Below are 16,830 nucleotides of genomic sequence, written 5' to 3'. Positions count from 1 at the left end.
TTTTACCCTCGGGAAGCGGAGCGGGGTGGGGAGCTTGGCGCCGCACCCCACCCCGGCGCTGCGCGCCGACCCTCCCCATCAAGGGGAGGGTAAGCCTCTAAGCCAGCAAATGCGCCAGCAGCGCGCGTAGCTGCGCCGGCTTCAGTGGTTTGCGCATCAATTCGATGCCGCCGGCTCGCGCTGCCTTGGCGACGGCTTCGGAACTGTCGGCGGTGACGATCAGCGCCGGCACGGCGCGGCCGAGATAGTCGCGGACTTCCGATATGGTGGCGGTGCCGAGATCGCCGCCGTCGAGATGCTGGTCGGCAATGACGATGTCGGGCACCCAGTCAGTGTCGCCGAGCAGGTCCAGTGCATCGTCGGTCGAGGTCGCGGACCGCACCAGGCACTGCCAGCGCTCGAGAAGAAAGGTCATGGCCTCGAGCACCTCGATGTCGTTCTCGACCAGCAGCACCTTGGTGCCGAACAGGCCGTAGCCGCGCGAGCGCTCCAGGCTGGTGGCGCTGGCGATGGCGTCGGCGGGCGCGCCGATGCCGACGGGGACATCGATGTGGAAGATCGTGCCGCGCCCGACCTTCGACGAGAAGGTCACGGGATGGCCGAGCGCGCCGGCCATGCGACGCACGATGGCAAGCCCGAGCCCGAGACCGTTGCCGTCGCGTTCCGAACTGGCCGGTGAGGTGCCGCGATGGAACTCCTCGAACACCGCCTCGCGCTGGTCCTCGGGAATGCCGCAGCCGGTATCGGCGACATCGATGCGGATGGTGTCGCCGCGATGTCTGGTGCCGACCAGGACGCCACCCGAACGGGTATAGCCCAGCGCGTTGGAGAGGATGTTCTGCAGAATGCGGCGCAGCAGCGTCCGGTCGGAGCGGACCACGGCATTGACTGGCCGGAATTTCAGCGACAGTCGCTTCATTTCCGCGACCGGCTGGAAATCCGAGCGTAGCGACGAGAACAGCGCTTCCAGGCTGACGTCGCCGATATCGGGCTGCACCACGCCGGCGTCGAGCTTGGAAATGTCGAGCAAGGTGCGCAGCAGGTCCTCCATCGTTTCCAGCGAGCGCTCGACCTGGCGAACCAGCTTCCTGCCTTCGTCGCTGGTCTGCACCTCGGCGAGCGCCGAGACGGAGAGGTGGGCCGCGTTCAGCGGCTGCAGCACGTCATGGCTGGCGGCGGCGAGAAACCTTGTCTTGGACAGGTTCGCCAGCTCGGCATTTTCCTTGGCAGCGCTGAGATCGATGTTGGACTGCTCCAGCCGGCGCAGCGTCGAATGCAACTCCTCGGTGCGCGTGCGCACGCGATTCTCGAGCGAGATCGCGGTCTGGAACAGCGAGAAGGCATTGCCTTGCTGGTCCATAGACCGCTCGACGCGGCTGACCAGGGCGGCGTTGATCTTCTTCAGCTTTTCGAGGTCGTTTATGTCCTTGAGCGGCATCTTGTCATTCCGCGGCCCCTATTCCGCCGCTTGCCGTTCGCCAAAGGCAATGCCGGTGAAGGTCTGGTTCAAATGCATTGACCGATACTGTTCGCCATAGGTGCCGAAGCCGATGACATTGTTGACCCGGTAGAGTTCCGAGATGTCACGAAAGACCTGTCGGTTGAGCGCATCGAGCCGCCGCAGCACGCAGTCGAAGCCGAGGATGAGGTCGATGCCACCCAGCCTGTCCTCGACCTCGCGCAGGGCCGCGCGCGTCGATTCCACCATGTCCTTGGGCTGGGCGATCGACAGCACGACACCGTCGTCGATGGCGCAGAAGAACGACAGCGAGCCATCCGCGTGCATCCTCTGGATCGAGCGGCAGTAATATTCGCCACCCACCTTCACCACCACCGGATGCGAGGCGAAGCTCAGCGGCGTCAGGGTCTGCGGCATGATGCCGACGGAAGCGGCATATTCCTCCGCCGCATTGGTGGCGTTGAACTCGCGCACGATGCGGTGATCGGCATCGGACGCGGTCACCACCAGCTTTTCGTCGGTCGGAACGAAATTGTCGGTCTTGAAGACATGGAACGGAATTTCCGTGGCGATCAGCACGATGATGGCGCTGTCCGAGGTGACCCTGCCATTCGAGATCAGGCGCGTCGTCTCGAATTTCAAATCGTCGCCGGCCGAGCCGCCCAGCAGCGGTATGTCGTCAAGGCCCCAGTGGATGGCCGAACTGACCGCTTCCTCGGCATAGGAGAGACCATCGATGAAGCAGAGTGCGAAGGTGTTGCCGGCCTGCTCGCAGCCGAGCCGGGCGCGTAGCGTGCGCCGCAAGGCCTCGACCTCGCCGGTGATGCTGTCCATGCCCGATGAGGACAAATTGTCGACCATAGTGCTGACCGCGGTGAACGACGCCGAGGGAAGCAGCATCGCCAGTATGTGGCCTTCCTCGAGCCCCCGCGGCGTGATCTCGCCGGCGGTGGAGCAGCCGGCATGGTGGAGCGCCGGCGCGTGGGCCGAGAGTGCCCGCGACAGGGCACCGGCCTCGACGAGGCTCTGGGAAAAGAACACGAGGGCAAAGCCGGCGTTGATTGCGGCAGCCTCGCTGGCTACCGCGCGTGCGAAAACGTCCGGGTCGGGCTCGTCCGTGGTCAGCGCCGACAAGCCGCAGGCGTAGCGCGTCGTTGAACTGGTCAGCGGCGTTCTCCCGCATTTCCTCCGACGCTGTTTTTATGCGCTGTTTTAAAGACTTCTGGCGCGCGGGCGTCGGACGGTATTGTTGCTTCCAATAGGCGTTTTGGCAATGGGGCGAGGGGAATGCGCCTTTGGCCGTAGCCATGACCGAAAGTACAATGATCCGCCTTTTCCGTCGCGCTGTTTTTTGTGCGTTGTGCGGTGTACGAATAACGCATGGCCGAAGTGCCAGCGGCGCGTCGGCAGCGTGATGACCAAGGTTGATACCCAGGGAGGATTCATGTCGGACGTTTCGTTGATGGTGAACGGGAGAAGGGTCAGCGGGGCCGCCGAGGATCGAACGCTGCTGGTTCACTTCCTGCGCGAGAATCTCGGCCTTACCGGCACGCATGTCGGCTGCGACACCTCGCAATGCGGGGCCTGCGTCGTCCATGTCGACGGCAGGGCGGTCAAGTCCTGCTCGATGCTCGCAATACAGGCTTCAGGGTCGACCGTCGTGACGATCGAAGGTCTGGCCAACGGCGCCGACCTGCACCCCGTGCAGGCCGCCTTCAAGGAACATCACGGCCTACAATGCGGCTTCTGCACGCCAGGCATGATCATGACGGCAACCGACATGATCGCCCGCCATCCCGAGGGCCTCGACGAGGCGACGGTGCGGGCCGAGCTGGAAGGCAACATCTGCCGCTGCACCGGCTACCACAACATCGTCAAGGCGATCCTCGCCGCATCGAAGACGATGTCGAAGGTGTCGAAGGGCAAAGCGAAACAGGCGGCGTGAGAAAACCAGTGAGTAGTGAGTAGTCAGTAGTCGGTCTCAACCGGCGACGATCCTCACTATTCACCTACTCACTACTTCCTACTCACTATTTCGGGAGGAATTTCTATGGGCATTGAAGGTGTTGGCGCTCGGGTCGCGCGCAAGGAAGACAAAAGGTTCATTACCGGCGCCGGCCGCTATGTCGACGACATGGTGGTTCCCGGCATGAAGCATGCGGCCTTCGTGCGCAGCCCGCACGCGCATGCGCAGATCAAGAAGATCGACGTCAAGAAGGCTCAAGGCATGCCCGGTGTCATCGGCGTGCTGACCGGGAAGGAGCTCAAGGCCGACGGTATCGGCAATCTCATCTGCGGCTGGATGATCCATTCCAAGGACGGTTCGCCGATGAAGATGGGCGCCTGGTCGCCACTGGCCTTCGACAAGGTCCGTTATGTCGGTGACGCCGTCGTCATCGTCGTCGCCGAGACCAAGGGCCAGGCGCGCGACGCGGCCGAGGCGGTCGAGATCACCTACAAGGAATTGAAGGCTGTCGTCGACGCTTCCAAAGCAATGGACAAGGGCGCGCCGCAGATCCATCCGGAGGCCGAAAACAATCTGATCTTCGACTGGGACATCGGCAACGCCGACGACACCGCCGCCGCCTTCAAGAAGGCAGCCCATGTCATCAAGATGGACATCATCAACAACCGGCTGGTTCCCAATGCCATGGAGCCGCGCGCGGCACTCGGCCACTATGACAAGGCCGAGGACCACTACACCTGCTGGACGACGTCGCAGAACCCGCATGTCGCTCGGCTGGTGATGAGCGCCTTCTACAATGTCGCGCCGGAAAACAAGCTGCGCGTCATCGCGCCGGATGTCGGCGGCGGCTTCGGATCGAAGATCTATATCTATCCGGAAGAGATCGTCTGCCTGTGGGCCTCGAAGAAGACGGGCGTTCCGGTTAAATGGGTGGCTGACCGCACCGAAAGCTTCCTCACCGACGCGCATGGCCGGGACCACCACACCCATGCCGAAATGGCCTTCGACGCGGACCACAGGATCCTTGGCCTCAAGGTCGAAACAAAAGCCAATCTCGGCGCCTACATGTCGCTGTTCTCGTCGGCGACCCCGACCTATCTCTACGCGACGCTGCTGTCGGGCCAGTACAACATCCCCGCGATCCACGCGAATGTGAAGGCGATCTACACCAACACCGCACCCGTCGATGCCTATCGCGGGGCAGGGCGGCCGGAAGCAACTTTCGTCATGGAACGCATGATGGAAACCGCCGCACGCCAGTTCGGCGTTTCGCCGGCGGACTTACGGCGCAAGAATTTCGTCACCACCTTCCCGCACCAGACGCCGGTCATCATGTGTTATGACGCCGGCGACTACGCGGCCTCTCTCGATGCCGCGATGAAGGCGTCGGATTATGCCGGCTTTGCCAAGCGCAAGGCCGCCGCCGCCAAGAAGGGGCTGCTGCGCGGCATCGGCATGAGCTGCTACATCGAGGCCTGCGGCATCGCACCGTCGGCGGCGGTCGGCTCGCTCGGCGCCGGCGTCGGCCTGTGGGAATCGGCGGAAGTGCGGGTCAACGCCGTCGGCACGATCGAGGTGCTGACCGGCTCGCACAGCCATGGCCAGGGTCACGAGACGACCTTCGCGCAATTGGTCAACGAGCGTTTTGGCGTGCCGATCGATTCGGTTTCGATCGTCCATGGCGACACCGACAAGGTGCAGATGGGCATGGGCACTTACGGGTCGCGCTCGGGCGCGGTAGGCATGTCGGCCATCGTCAAGGCGCTCGACAAGGTCGAGGCCAAGGCCAAGAAGATCGCGGCCCACCTGCTTGAGGCCGACGAGGGCGACATCGTCATCGAGAACGGCGCGCTGAAGGTCGCCGGCACCGACAAGAACGTGCCGTGGTTCCAGGTGGCGCTTGCCGCCTATACCGCCCACAATCTGCCGGCAGGCATGGAGCCTGGGCTGAAGGAAACCGCCTTCTATGATCCGTCGAACTTCACCTTCCCGGCGGGCTGCTACATCTGCGAGGTCGAAATCGATCCGGAGACCGGAACGACCGAGATCGTCCAGTTCGTGGCGGCCGATGATTTCGGCAACATCATCAATCCGATGATCGTCGAAGGCCAGGTGCATGGCGGCATCGCGCAAGGCGTCGGCCAGGCACTGCTGGAAGGTGCGCATTACGACGCCAGCGGCCAGCTGCTGACGGCGAGCTACATGGACTACACCATGCCGCGTGCCGGCGACCTGCCATCCTTCAAGGTCTCGACCTCGAACACGCCATGTCCGGGCAATCCGTTGGGGATCAAGGGCTGCGGCGAGGCGGGCGCCATCGGTTCGCCGCCGGCGGTGATCAACGCCATCACCGATGCCATCGGCAGCAACGATCTCGCCATGCCAGCATCGCCGTCCACCGTGTGGGCCGCGATCCGCGCCGCGACGAAGCACTGAGGAGGAACAACCATGTACTCGGTCAACTATCACCGTGCCGCCTCGGTCGCTGATGCCGCCAAGCTCTTGAAGAGCGGCGACGCCAAGCTGCTCTCCGGCGGCATGACCTTGATCCCCGCCATGAAGACGCGGCTGGCGGCCCCCTCCGACCTTGTTGATCTGTCACGCATCAAGGATCTGCACGGGATAAAAGTGTCGGGCAAGACGGTCACCATCGGCGCCGCCACCACGCATTTCGAAGTCGCCAGTGATGAGAAGCTGCGGAAGGCCTGTCCGGCGCTTGCCCATCTGGCGTCGCTGATCGGCGACCCGGCGGTGCGCCACAAGGGCACGATCGGCGGTTCGATCGCCAACAATGATCCGGCGGCGGACTATCCGGCGGCACTTCTAGCGCTCGGCGCCACCATCGTCACCAACAAGCGCGAGATATCAGCCGACAAGTTCTTCAAGGGCCTCTTTGAAACAGCTCTGAAGGATGGCGAGATCGTCACGGCGGTTACCTTCACCGCACCGGCAAAGGCGGCGTACGAAAAATTCCGCAACCCGGCCTCGCGCTACGCGATCGTCGGCGTGTTCGTGGCCAAGGGCAAGGATGGCGTCAGCGTCGCCGTCACCGGCGCCGGCGATGACGGTGTCTTCCGCTCGAAGGAGATCGAGGCCGCACTGGCGAAGAATTTCGATGCTGCATCGCTTGCCGGCGTAAAAGTGCCGGCGAAGAACCTGATGACCGACATCCACGCGTCCGCCGATTACCGCGCCAATCTGATCACGGTCATGGCCAAGCGTGCAGTGGCGGCAGCCAACGCCTGACAGCATCAGTTGCCGACATGGAAAGGGGCCGTCTCGGCCCCTTTTTCGTATGCGGCAAGCTGTAGCCGTGCGGCTCTTGAAGGAAATACCGCCGCGCGACCGGTCCTTTGCTTCAAGCAATTCCGGCAGCTTGCTGCCCAAGGAACTGCTCTGGCGGCAATCTCGCACTTGCACAAACCGATATTGCACTGCAATATGAATTTGGGCGGGAATGCGAGCCGGGTTCGGAGAATGCATCGCCGTGCCCTTTCGCATGCCAATGCGAAGGGATCCGCATGTCCGAAATTTCCGCGACCCATTTGGTTCCGTCCCGATCCGCCGTCGACAGAGCGGTCCGGACGAGACTGGCCTATCTCGATGGCTGGCGCGGCCTGTCGATCGCCCTGGTGCTGATCGGGCACTTTTTTCCCGTTCCCGGAATCAATCTCGGCGTGCTGGGCGTCGAATTCTTCTTCGTGCTCAGCGGCCGGCTGATGGGCGAAATCCTGTTCATCGAACGCTACCCGCTGAAGAAGTTCTTCAAGCGCCGTTTCTCGCGCATCTACCCGGCACTACTGGTCTTCGTCGTCGTTGCCATGGTCGCGCTCTCCGGCACGTTCATCGCCTTCAAATGGAAGGCGGCCCTGACGGCGCTGACATTCACCTACAACTACGCCGGAATTCTCGTCACCCGTGCCGGTGCGCTCGACCATATCTGGTCGCTCTGCGTCGAGGAGCATGCCTACATCATCCTGGCGCTGATCAGCGCGCTCGTCTCCAGCCGCAACCGCGTCATCCCGCTGCTTGTGGCGCTGGCCTTGGTCGCCATGGCCAATGGCGCGATTTCGTACTGGGTGTTCAAGCTGGACTACGAGGCCACTTACTGGCGCACCGATGTGCACATCGCATCGATCCTGTTGTCGGCTTCGATCTGTCTGCTCAAGGCCGACGGCAGGCTGCCGGCCGTGCTGAAGGGACCCTATGTCGCCCTGGCCGCGGCGCTTGGCGCGGTTCTGCTGTTCATGGACCCTGTGCCGACACCGATCCACTATCTCCTGGCGGTGCCGCTGCTGGCGCTGGCCGTCAACGCGCTCGATTTCAGCACATCGATTTTTTCGAATTTGCTGTCGTCCTGGCCAATGGCGACGTTGGGCCTGTGGTCCTATTCGCTCTATCTGTGGCAGCAGCCCTTCTACAAATTCGTCTACGAGCAAGGCGGCAACCCATGGTCGATGCTGGCCGGGGTCTTTGCCTGCGCGCTCTGCAGCTACTACCTGATCGAGCGGCCGGCGCGCGAATGGTTGAACCGCAATTGGTGATTCAGGCCTCATCGCGCCGTGACACTGTTGTTCCGAGCCTGAGAAAGCGCCGAAGGCCGGCTTCGCCGCGCGGTGTCGTCCAGCGATGGTTCCATGCGAAGGCCGGCCACAACAGAGGGGCCAGGAATTTGAGGATCGGCCTCTCGACCGTGACCTGCCAGGTCAACTGGACATGGGTGCCGGTGCCCGCCGGCGACAGTTCGGCCCGCCACAGCCCGTCGAAGTCGCCATGGGTTTTCACCACGACCAGCCGGCCAGGTTCGAGTTCGGCGGCCTCGATGATGAAGTTCAGCTCATAGGGCAGGGCGCCGCGCGCCCGTGCCCTTGCCCGCGAACCAACTGAAGCCTTGCCCTTGCCGTCGAGCGGCACCACTTCCTTGTAGACGTCGCTCCACCATAGCGGCAGCAATTCGGCGTCGGAGAGCACGTCCCACACTTGTTGCGGCGTGCCTTCGGGAATGTGCCAGCTTTCTTCGAAGCGGAAGACGTTGCTCGGCATCGCGGTTCCTCTGGTTGGCGGAACGGCTATATTAGGAGCAGCTTCTTTATGTGGCCAGCGATTAGGCGACGATCTGCTTGACGTAATAACGTACCGCTTTCTTGCCGCCATGGATCACCGCGTCGCCGACCTCAGTGAAGCCCAACGCGGCATGGAATGCATCCGAGGCGGGGTTGGGCGGATCGGCATTGACCTCGCAAGTGACCAGCGTGTGGCCGGCGCGCTCTGCATGTTCGAACAGGTCCTGATAAAGCCGGCGCGCATGGCCGCGGCCTCTTGCGTGCGCCGCCACGACGACGCGGTCGACATAGATGAAGCGTTCGTAGCGTTCGCGGAACCAGACGAAGTTCGGGCTGTCGTAGTTCGCCTCCTGGTCGAAGGTCATGATGAAGGCTTCGAGATCGCCGATGCGCCGCGCATAGAATGCCTCGCCGAGCAGGAATGACAGCCGCTCGGCTTCGAGCCAGGACAATTCCGCGGCATGCTCATTATTGAGCGCCAGTATGTCGGCTTCGTCGCCCGGCGCTATGCGGTCTATATCAGAGGTCATGCCTTGGCCGCCGTGATCGTCGCCGCCACCAGCGGTGTGTCGGTCAGTGTGTTGCGGTATTCGCGATCGAGATCGGAACCGCCCATGCCGACCTTGGGATTGCGGTAGCGCATGGCGCTTGGCACGTCCTTCAGCGCGGCGAAATGCATTTCGGCCAGCCCGGTCTTTCCGCGCACCTCGGCGATGTTGGCGAGATCGAGCCCGCCGCAGCCGAGGATGATGATGCGGTCGCCGGCCTGACGCACCAGATCGGCCAGCAACGGCAGGCCTTCGATCGCGGTGTCGCGCTGGCCGCTGGTCAGCACACGGCCGACCTTGCAGCGGATCAGCGCTTCCAGCGCCTCGGCCGGATCGCGCGTCATGTCAAAGGCGCGGTGGCAGGTGACGTTCAGGGAGCCGGCGGCTTGCGTCAGTTCGCCCATGCGCTTCTCGTCTATGGTGCCGTCGGCGTTCAGGCAACCGAACACCACGCCGGGCACGCCGAGATCGCGGAGCGCTGTGATATCGGCGAGCATCGAGCGGTACTCGGTCTCGCTGTAGAGAAAATCGCCGCCGCGCGGCCGCACCATGACATGGAACGGCACCGTTGCCTGGTCCAGCGCGGCGCGCACCGTGCCGAGGCTCGGCGTGATGCCGCCCTCGACCAGGCTGGCGCACAGTTCGACCCGGTCGGCGCCGGCAGCCTGCGCGGCAAGCAGGCCATCAATGCCTTCGACACAAATTTCGATCAGCGGCGGACGGGTCTGTGTGGTCAAGGCGCGATCCAGTTCATGATATTTCGGACAGCCCTAGCACCCGGGCGGCTGACGCGAAAGCGTGAACGGTGCCCCGCCATTTGGACCAGATGACATTTCCCGGCTTGACAGTCTTATAACTGCATGGTTATGAGTTAACCCATAGCCATCGGGTTATTGATTGACCGTTGGCGGCACGGCGGCAGCCGAAGATTCCATCAAGCTGAGAACCTGGATGCGCTCCATCCGGGCTCGGCAAAACACGCCCTCGAAAGGAGAAAGACCATGCAAGCAAGAATCAAGAATCCGGTTATGCTCATCCCCGGCGCCCTGCAGGCGCTGCTGGCGCTGGACAAATCGACGGAGGCGGCCGATGTGCCTTATGTGACGCGCAAGCTCATCCATTTGCGCGCCAGCCAGATCAACAACTGTGCCCTCTGCGTCGACATGCATGCGCGCGAACTGAAGAAGGCTGGCGAAAAGGACGAGCGCATCTTTGCCCTCGCCGCATGGCGCGAGACGCCATACTTCACCGATGCCGAACGGGCGGCCCTGGCGCTGGCGGAGGCCGGCACGAGGCTCGCCGACCGCCCGGACGCCGTGTCGGACGATGTCTGGGATGAAGCCGCCCGGCACTATGACGAAAAGGGACTTGCCGCGCTGGTTGTCCAGATCGCGCTGATCAACGCCTTCAACCGGCTCAACGCGACGACCCGCCAGATGGTCGGCGCCTGGGGCTGAGCGCCGGGTTCGAGTTCTTGGTGGAGTAGTTATCAGCCATGGCGGGAAGGCGGACGGCACATTGCCTTCCGCCTTCGGGGCATAGCCTTGGTGGCTACTGGCGCAATTCCGTGTTCTTGGCGCCTTCCTCGACCTGATCGATGACCAGGAGCTTGACCGGGCCATCGCCGATATTGGTGGCCTGATGCCACTGCCCTATCATTTCGATGATGAAATCGCCGGTTTTGTAGGTGTTGCTGTTGCCGGTCTCGACATTGGTGACCTTCAGCGTTCCGGCCTCGACATAGGCGTAGCGCGGGAAGGGATGCCGGTGCACCGGCAAGGTTGCGCCAACCGCGATGTCGTAGGTCGACACCAGCACCTGGACGTTTTTCTGTGGCAACGTGATCGGCTGGCCGGAAGCGGTGGTGGTGCGTGATGCCAGCGGGGTGACGACAGGCGTGCTGCTGCTGTCCAGCGCCAGAGCGCAATTCGCATAAAGCCCAGCCGCGGCCAGCAGTACCGAAACCAGGATTTTGCGCATGATTCCTCCCTGAACCGCCGCATCTATCGCGCGGCGGATATCCAAGCGCAAGCGGGAGCGACGCGCGACGTTCCAATGAGTGGCTCCATCGATCCACCGAGTCTTCCTTCATATTCCGCCTCCTCGACCGGGTTCGGGCCATGTCCATGGCGACATGGTCGTGCGGCGAGGCGGAAAGCATCTTCAACGGTTCGATCGGCGGGCGACCAAGTTCGGTCGGTTTATCACCTTCGTCCGGAGACAGGGCTGGTTTCTACCCCGGCTTTCGGCGTTGCCGGATTTGACGCAGCGCAATGCGGCATCGGATCGACAGCCTTAGAAAGTTGCCTTCAGTCGTAGGAACTCGGACATGATGTTTGATGCAATGACCAAACGCGCGGTGGTAGGCACAACTGTCTCCTTTCCGCCCATCGGGGCCGTGGCTGCAGCGGAAAAGATTTTTGCCGCAAACTCGAACGAAACTCCCATCTTGGCGAGGTTCAGGCGCTGGGAGGCGCTGATGAATTCGATCTCCCCGGACATTTCCGACCGCGATCTGAAACGCGCCTATCAAGACATGTCGGAGATCGTGCAGTCCATGCTTGTCATCCCGGCTACAAATACGCACGAGTTCGCGGCGCAGTTCCTGGTTGTTTGCAGCGGTGATGGGATCGAACACCGGTCGGCCGCTCGACAGCTCCATACCCACGCGCAAACCCTTGTCGGTATCGTGTAAGGGGAACCGCCGGATGATATCGGACGTGTGGGAATGAAGACTTTTGTCCAAATCCTGAACGCACCGGGAAGGTGCCTCTGAGACACGAGTTCCAATGCTGCCTGGGATGGTTGGCCGTTGGGGCCAAGGTTGCTAGGGTCCAGCCCAAGGAGGCCGGATGAGTCCGAAGAGCCTGTCTCACCTGGGGCAGTGAAGGTTGCTTCCGGCATCGAGATATCATCGTCACCGTATGCAGTTGATGAAAGGGTCAAAAAAGTGCGGCTAGAACTCACTTGTTCAAGGCGTTCACTTTCCGGCTTCCGGGCAACCTTGTCGTTCGATCGATCCGCCGATGGCTATGCCTCGGCGTTCGCTTCGGATCACGGGTAGGGAGCGCAATCGCGACTGGAAACCTACGTTCGGTCGAGGGACTTAGGGACTTCAGTCTTAATTGAGCTATTGCTAATATGCATTTAGCTTGGGCAATGCTGGGACGCTCCCAAAGGACTGACCCGCCATGGCCGGTGCGGCTCGCTTCACCCAAACTGGCGCTCGTAGCTCAAACTGGACAGCGCGGAGGCTCAAATGGCCGGCGATAAGCGCAGGCAGGATGCTATTCACGACCATCAGGTCGAATATTTCGCCACAGAGAACGGTTTAACGCCGGACCTGGCTTGGGACTTAATCTTAAAACACGGCAACAGCCGCAAGGCCGTGATTAAAGCTGCGCAGGGTTTGAAAGGTGATGTCAGGCAACACGCGTCCGACGAGCCCCCTACTTTCCCGGTAGAAGTCCGCGCCACTGGCCGAGAGCGCGGGCGTTCAAACTCTCACCAGGGGCGGACGGCCGATAAGCCAGCCACAACCGGCATCGTGAGCGTGTTCGAGAAACCGCACTGGCGCACGGTGCTGACCACTACTGACGAACAGGCGGCCTTCGATATGGCGAAGGAGATCGGCCGCAAGGTGAAGAAGCGCTAGGCTTCTCACTGTTTCGCAAATTAACCTTGACCGAAGGAGGCAGTGATCTACCGCCAGTCATTACTTGCGTGATTGCTAATATAATGAAACGCTCCGCCCATATTGGGGAACGGGGCGATGGAAGAAAGCCCAGGTAGATTTAGTTGCTTTCTCGAGCCGACAGGCGACTGGACGGTTTGGGATGAAGTCACCGGCGAGCCGGCAAACTTGGGCGGGAAAATACTGATCGGCTGCACACGGGAGCGCGCCGAGTCTGCTCGCGACGTGCTCACGCGGATCTACAAAAACGGGCTGCACGCGCAACACCGCGACTGGAAGCCGACATTCGTTCGAAGGTGAAGAGGCCCGACAGTCTCTCGGGTTACCTTCTGGCTATCGGGGCCTCGTGATCCGCTACCTTTAATCGCTCGATTTGGTCTCGCTGGAACGAAACGCTTTTTGTGTCGATTCCCGGAAGCTGGGCAATTCGCGTACATCTGCCGTACATAACCGAAAAATCTCCGGTTTTGCGAGATTGCTAAGTGTTTGAAAATAGTTGGCTCCCCGGGCCGGATTCGAACCAGCAGAGACGCTGTCACTTGCAATCTGGAAGCTTCTTCAAGGCATTCTTCGCTTCCGCCTCGGTCTTATACGTGGCCTTCGTAAGGTCTATGACCAGGGTCCCATCTGGCTTCTTTGTGACCACCTCGCACTGCTTTGAAACGGCATCCTTAGCGGCCCAATATTGGGCGGTGTCTGCAAATGCCGAAGCTGAAAACTGAATGAGCAACGCTATGGTGATTGCGATTTGGCGTACCATTTTTATACTCCCTTGATCACATTAGAACGTGCGGCTTTGGGCTTCTGTTCCCCTGAAGGGATTTACTCTTCACGCAAGCCACAGGGACGCACCAGGACGCGCGGGACGCCTCGGCGGCGTAGGACAGCGGCGGAGAGAAACGCGCGCTGGCGGGGTTCTAATCGCCATCGACTCCTTGGCCAATCAGCGTGATACTTTTGGATAGCAAAGGTTCGGATGCGGCAGGAGGGTGCCATGCGCGAATTGCCATCCAACGTTGATGCAGATGCCGTTATTGAAGTTGGCCGATATCTGGATGATCACGCGAAGACCACCGCAGTTTCGATATCTGAAGCGCTCCGTGTAATCAGGCGTCGCGTCAACAAATCGCGCGTCGGCGACAGCGGTTTGGAGGAACTGATTGTAGAAAGCGCCGCAACCAGAAAGCTTGCTCTCTTGTTGGACAACCACAACTAAAGGGCAGAGCCGGCTTAGGCGGGCGCCCAGACGCGCGCGGATGAGGCTTTTTCCTGCGGCCCGACAGTCCGTTGGGGTGCATTCGACTGACCGCCGGGCCTAACCGGCTTGGGGCTCTTCTTGGGGGGCGGGCAAGCCGGCTAAGGCAGACCCTAATATTAGTAACTCTGCAACATAACCCTCTTCCGAATGTTTTCCCCCGTTAATGGCCGGGCAGCCTTCGTATGGTTATTGGCAAGCTAAGGTCATCAGGAATATATTCCTCCCGTTGCGGCGATCCCTTTCAACGGAGATCGCCATGCCCCAAAGACCCTCGCCGACACCCTGGCCGCCCGCGAAAGCGTTCACGTCAACTGCTCTCATCCCGCATGCGATAGGTCGACCAAGCTCGATATCCGGGCGCTCATTGACCGTCTCGGGCCGGATCATGGCAATGCATCAGGATCTCGTCGGGCTGTTCGTCTGCTCGCACTGCAAGGCCGCCGGCCGCGATCGCAGGCCGGTTTTCTTTACCTTCGTGCCTGATTATCAGGGCCAAGATGCGTGGCGCATAGCAGGCGGCCCGGCAACCTCCGGCAATAACAAGCAATGACGCTGGCAGCTTACGCGCGAGATTTCCAAACCTTCAAAGCCCTGACGTTTGGATCAGGTTGGCAACTCGCATACCAAGCCTAGTGGTGAATCCCCCATCGTTGGCGCCGAAATCCCAACAGAAGAAGGCTCCCAAGCAAAAAAGCAGAATGGAGAATCTCATTAGCGTATTCTAATATAAGGCAGGTTGAATAAGCGTTAAGGCAGAGGTGCCGCCATTGAGTGCACAGGGGAAGAGATGACCGACCAGCCGGCCACCACCTACATCATCAGCGTCTTCGACAAGCCGCATTGGCGCACCGTGCTTACCATCAAGGACAAGGCCGAAGCGGAAGCGATGGAACAGGCGATGGTCCAGGATAGCGTTAAGGCGCAGATTGAAGACATCACGCCGAAGGCGAACAGGCGTTAGTTCAGTTCGCAGGGATGCTGAAGCCGAAATTTCAACAGATCAGCCACGACCTTTTGGTTTTCATCGTAGGCAAGCGGCGTGGAACGCAAAATTGTCAGAAGTGGCGGACTGCAGTCGAAGATAATGTCCCTCGCTATCAAATCTGCACGGCCGCTATGCCGCCTCCTACAGGCAGCGCCCGATCGAGTTCCAAAACTTGGACGATCTGCCCGAACACAACGAGCAGGCGCGGATCCATGCCGAGGCCTTTGCCGCGGCCTTGAGGGAAGTGCACGGGGGACTTGGCGGGTCACCCAAGAGCACGATTTGGCCCTGTTCGCGCGGAGGGCATCATGAACGTCCCACGCGCATTCTGAAGCCCCTTGGCATGCCGAAGGGGATGGACCCGCGCGAATGGCGCCAGTCGGTCGAGAAGCGCCTCAACGACCTGCTGGATCGCGCCATGTCGCTGATCACCGCGCTCGACCTAATGGAAGTCGATTGCGACCTGGAGGACACGGCCGACGACGAGCCATCGCTTGGCTGGGGACATCGCGGCGGGCAGTCATTCCTGTCTGGCACCGCGCCAAACCTCCCGCCAGGCGACACGACCGACCTGGAGCTCGACAACTGCGATGACGAGTGCGGCGGTGACTTGGAGGGCTGCTGTCCGGGCGACTATGGCGAGGTCATCATGTGGCCCGACGATCTGGAATCGCAGGAAGTGCTTGTGAGGTCGGGGCTATGATCGCGCTCAATCCACGCGCCGCGCTCTACCCGCTATCAGCGGCGATAGAGCCGAGCAACGAGATGATAGTCGTGCCGTTCCATCACGCTTACCGCAACAACTTTGGCATGATTCCTGTCCGCACCGGCGAAGATTTCATGCTCGTCTCGTCGTCACACTACGACGCTGAGCACTATCCGCCGGGCTCTTGCATTCAATAGGGTCCGACGCCGACCCGTTGGCCCGCTGCCGCCGGTGGCGGGCTTTCCTTATCATGTTGCAGAAAAGTCACGGAGCTTGAATATGCAGAGCTTCAACCTGCGCGAGCTTATTATCCAGGTAAGCGGGGCGTACCGTTAATTCACGGGCAAAGGGGGCCCGTCCTCCCGAACTAGCGCCCGCTGCCTCAGGGTGGCGGGCCTTTTAGGGGCAAGTACGGAACAAAGAGACCGGCGGCGAGGTTTCTTTGATTATGGCAAACAAGATTAGAGATCCGCCACCGAAGCCCGACCCGAAGACGACGCCAGTCCGTCATCCCGCGAAGGAAGGTTCGCCAGAGCCGCAGCATGTCAATCCGCCACCGCGAGATGTGCGAGAGGCGCCGTCACCAAATCCAAACGGGGATAAGAAATCCTGCACCCGGCAGCCGGAGATCGAGGGTTACGGGATTGCCGCCAGGCATTCGCGGTCCTTTCCAAGATGCGAGCGGTCCCTGGCCGTGAGGTGTACGCGTTGATCCACGACGGTCCAAAAGCCGCCTTTCGGCTTTCGGCTCCAAAAGCTGCCTGCCAGCAATGCGCCCAATGTCGGCTGTAGAACCCAGTCCTGCCAACCACTGAAAGCAGACACTAGCGGCAACCCCGCTGGAGGTCGCAGTTGCGCCTCATGTCAGCCGAAGAGGCACGCAGTTGCTCGAACCGGCAGCCGCGGCCTTTGCCGCAACCAATGCCAGCGCAACCGAACTGAACGGGCCCTATAAACGGCCGCCAACTCGCGTAATCCTGCGCCTAGCCCCACTACCGAAGCTGCGCCTTACCTTCCGATTTGCGACGCTGCCGACATCAGCTCCTGAGTGTTCGGGGCGCCGAATAGGCCGCCATCGAGTACCTCGTTGGAAGTCCAGCGAACGACGCCATCGCGGTCCAGCAAGAACTGGCCGACGAGCTGCGCAATGC

20 protein-coding genes and 1 pseudogene are annotated in these 16,830 nt (G+C 61.3%); 13 read left to right on the top strand and 8 right to left on the bottom strand.

The window, feature by feature from the left end; genetic code table 11:
• Positions 1-97: 97 nt before the first annotated feature.
• Together AC1D05_RS06120 and AC1D05_RS06115 are read right to left on the bottom strand one after the other, a co-directional pair.
• Positions 98-1,438: a hybrid sensor histidine kinase/response regulator gene (locus AC1D05_RS06120; protein ID WP_477439186.1), complete on the bottom strand. Its 1,341-nt coding sequence runs from the start codon at positions 1,436-1,438 to the stop codon at positions 98-100.
• Between the two features lie 18 nt (positions 1,439-1,456).
• Positions 1,457-2,593 carry an FIST N-terminal domain-containing protein gene (locus AC1D05_RS06115; RefSeq protein ID WP_477439184.1) on the bottom strand — a complete coding sequence of 379 codons (1,137 nt, stop codon included), beginning with the start codon at positions 2,591-2,593 and terminating at the stop codon, positions 1,457-1,459.
• Between the two features lie 310 nt (positions 2,594-2,903).
• On the opposite strand from AC1D05_RS06115, the gene AC1D05_RS06110 reads away from it, so the two are divergent.
• The 4 genes from AC1D05_RS06110 to AC1D05_RS06095 all read left to right on the top strand — a co-directional run bounded on the left by AC1D05_RS06110 (position 2,904) and on the right by AC1D05_RS06095 (position 7,969).
• Positions 2,904-3,404, top strand: coding sequence for a (2Fe-2S)-binding protein (locus AC1D05_RS06110; protein WP_477439182.1), 501 nt, complete (start codon positions 2,904-2,906; stop codon positions 3,402-3,404).
• 105 nt (positions 3,405-3,509) lie between these two features.
• On the top strand, positions 3,510-5,861 hold the full coding sequence (locus tag AC1D05_RS06105; protein ID WP_477439180.1) for a xanthine dehydrogenase family protein molybdopterin-binding subunit: 2,352 nt from the start codon (positions 3,510-3,512) through the stop codon (positions 5,859-5,861).
• A 12-nt stretch (positions 5,862-5,873) separates the two neighbouring features.
• A complete protein-coding gene (locus AC1D05_RS06100; protein ID WP_477439179.1) occupies positions 5,874-6,671 on the top strand; it encodes an FAD binding domain-containing protein in 798 nt (265 codons plus the stop codon).
• A 275-nt stretch (positions 6,672-6,946) separates the two neighbouring features.
• On the top strand, positions 6,947-7,969 hold the full coding sequence (locus AC1D05_RS06095) for an acyltransferase family protein (RefSeq protein WP_477439177.1): 1,023 nt from the start codon (positions 6,947-6,949) through the stop codon (positions 7,967-7,969).
• Between the two features lies 1 nt (position 7,970).
• Here the strand turns inward: AC1D05_RS06095 and AC1D05_RS06090 are convergent, their stop codons facing one another.
• From AC1D05_RS06090 to AC1D05_RS06080, 3 genes are all read right to left on the bottom strand, one after another.
• Complete coding sequence (locus AC1D05_RS06090; protein ID WP_477439175.1) at positions 7,971-8,468, bottom strand: SRPBCC family protein; 498 nt, start codon at positions 8,466-8,468, stop codon at positions 7,971-7,973.
• 61 nt (positions 8,469-8,529) lie between these two features.
• On the bottom strand, positions 8,530-9,018 hold the full coding sequence (locus tag AC1D05_RS06085; RefSeq protein WP_477439174.1) for a GNAT family N-acetyltransferase: 489 nt from the start codon (positions 9,016-9,018) through the stop codon (positions 8,530-8,532).
• On the bottom strand, positions 9,015-9,773 hold the full coding sequence (locus AC1D05_RS06080) for a copper homeostasis protein CutC (protein ID WP_477439172.1): 759 nt from the start codon (positions 9,771-9,773) through the stop codon (positions 9,015-9,017). Before AC1D05_RS06080 ends, AC1D05_RS06085 begins: the two co-directional genes overlap by 4 nt.
• A gap of 264 nt (positions 9,774-10,037) precedes the next feature.
• Here AC1D05_RS06080 and AC1D05_RS06075 point away from each other — a divergent pair, with 264 nt between their 5' ends.
• A complete protein-coding gene (locus AC1D05_RS06075) occupies positions 10,038-10,493 on the top strand; it encodes a carboxymuconolactone decarboxylase family protein (protein ID WP_477439170.1) in 456 nt (151 codons plus the stop codon).
• Positions 10,494-10,587: 94 nt separating this feature from the next.
• Here AC1D05_RS06075 and AC1D05_RS06070 read toward each other — a convergent pair whose 3' ends face one another.
• A complete protein-coding gene (locus AC1D05_RS06070; RefSeq protein WP_477439169.1) occupies positions 10,588-11,016 on the bottom strand; it encodes a cupin domain-containing protein in 429 nt (142 codons plus the stop codon).
• A 349-nt stretch (positions 11,017-11,365) separates the two neighbouring features.
• Here AC1D05_RS06070 and AC1D05_RS06065 point away from each other — a divergent pair, with 349 nt between their 5' ends.
• The 3 genes from AC1D05_RS06065 to AC1D05_RS06055 all read left to right on the top strand — a co-directional run bounded on the left by AC1D05_RS06065 (position 11,366) and on the right by AC1D05_RS06055 (position 13,030).
• Complete coding sequence (locus AC1D05_RS06065) at positions 11,366-11,731, top strand: hypothetical protein (RefSeq protein ID WP_477439167.1); 366 nt, start codon at positions 11,366-11,368, stop codon at positions 11,729-11,731.
• A gap of 564 nt (positions 11,732-12,295) precedes the next feature.
• Positions 12,296-12,691, top strand: coding sequence for a hypothetical protein (locus AC1D05_RS06060; RefSeq protein WP_477439165.1), 396 nt, complete (start codon positions 12,296-12,298; stop codon positions 12,689-12,691).
• Between the two features lie 117 nt (positions 12,692-12,808).
• Positions 12,809-13,030 (top strand): hypothetical protein, encoded by a 222-nt coding sequence (locus AC1D05_RS06055; RefSeq protein ID WP_477222248.1) that lies wholly within the window; start codon positions 12,809-12,811, stop codon positions 13,028-13,030.
• 235 nt (positions 13,031-13,265) lie between these two features.
• Here the strand turns inward: AC1D05_RS06055 and AC1D05_RS06050 are convergent, their stop codons facing one another.
• The gene (locus tag AC1D05_RS06050) at positions 13,266-13,490 is read right to left on the bottom strand and encodes a hypothetical protein (RefSeq protein ID WP_477439164.1); all 225 of its coding nucleotides are present in this window, start codon (positions 13,488-13,490) and stop codon (positions 13,266-13,268) included.
• A gap of 234 nt (positions 13,491-13,724) precedes the next feature.
• Between AC1D05_RS06050 and AC1D05_RS06045 the strand changes: the two genes are divergently transcribed.
• The 5 genes from AC1D05_RS06045 to AC1D05_RS06025 all read left to right on the top strand — a co-directional run bounded on the left by AC1D05_RS06045 (position 13,725) and on the right by AC1D05_RS06025 (position 15,876).
• Complete coding sequence (locus AC1D05_RS06045; RefSeq protein WP_477439162.1) at positions 13,725-13,946, top strand: hypothetical protein; 222 nt, start codon at positions 13,725-13,727, stop codon at positions 13,944-13,946.
• 433 nt (positions 13,947-14,379) lie between these two features.
• Positions 14,380-14,538 (top strand): hypothetical protein, encoded by a 159-nt coding sequence (locus AC1D05_RS06040; RefSeq protein WP_477439160.1) that lies wholly within the window; start codon positions 14,380-14,382, stop codon positions 14,536-14,538.
• Between the two features lie 237 nt (positions 14,539-14,775).
• Complete coding sequence (locus tag AC1D05_RS06035) at positions 14,776-14,949, top strand: hypothetical protein (RefSeq protein WP_477439158.1); 174 nt, start codon at positions 14,776-14,778, stop codon at positions 14,947-14,949.
• Between the two features lie 196 nt (positions 14,950-15,145).
• Positions 15,146-15,676 (top strand): hypothetical protein, encoded by a 531-nt coding sequence (locus tag AC1D05_RS06030; RefSeq protein ID WP_477439157.1) that lies wholly within the window; start codon positions 15,146-15,148, stop codon positions 15,674-15,676.
• Positions 15,673-15,876: a hypothetical protein gene (locus tag AC1D05_RS06025; RefSeq protein WP_477439155.1), complete on the top strand. Its 204-nt coding sequence runs from the start codon at positions 15,673-15,675 to the stop codon at positions 15,874-15,876. Before AC1D05_RS06030 ends, AC1D05_RS06025 begins: the two co-directional genes overlap by 4 nt.
• A gap of 811 nt (positions 15,877-16,687) precedes the next feature.
• Here AC1D05_RS06025 and AC1D05_RS06020 read toward each other — a convergent pair.
• Positions 16,688-16,830: pseudogene (locus AC1D05_RS06020) on the bottom strand (AhpC/TSA family protein); the annotation flags it as partial.

The sequence above is a fragment of the Mesorhizobium sp. P2_E9 genome (assembly GCF_056403815.1).
Note: the sequence above shows the minus strand (reverse complement) of the source record. Positions and strands in the feature narration are given on the sequence as shown.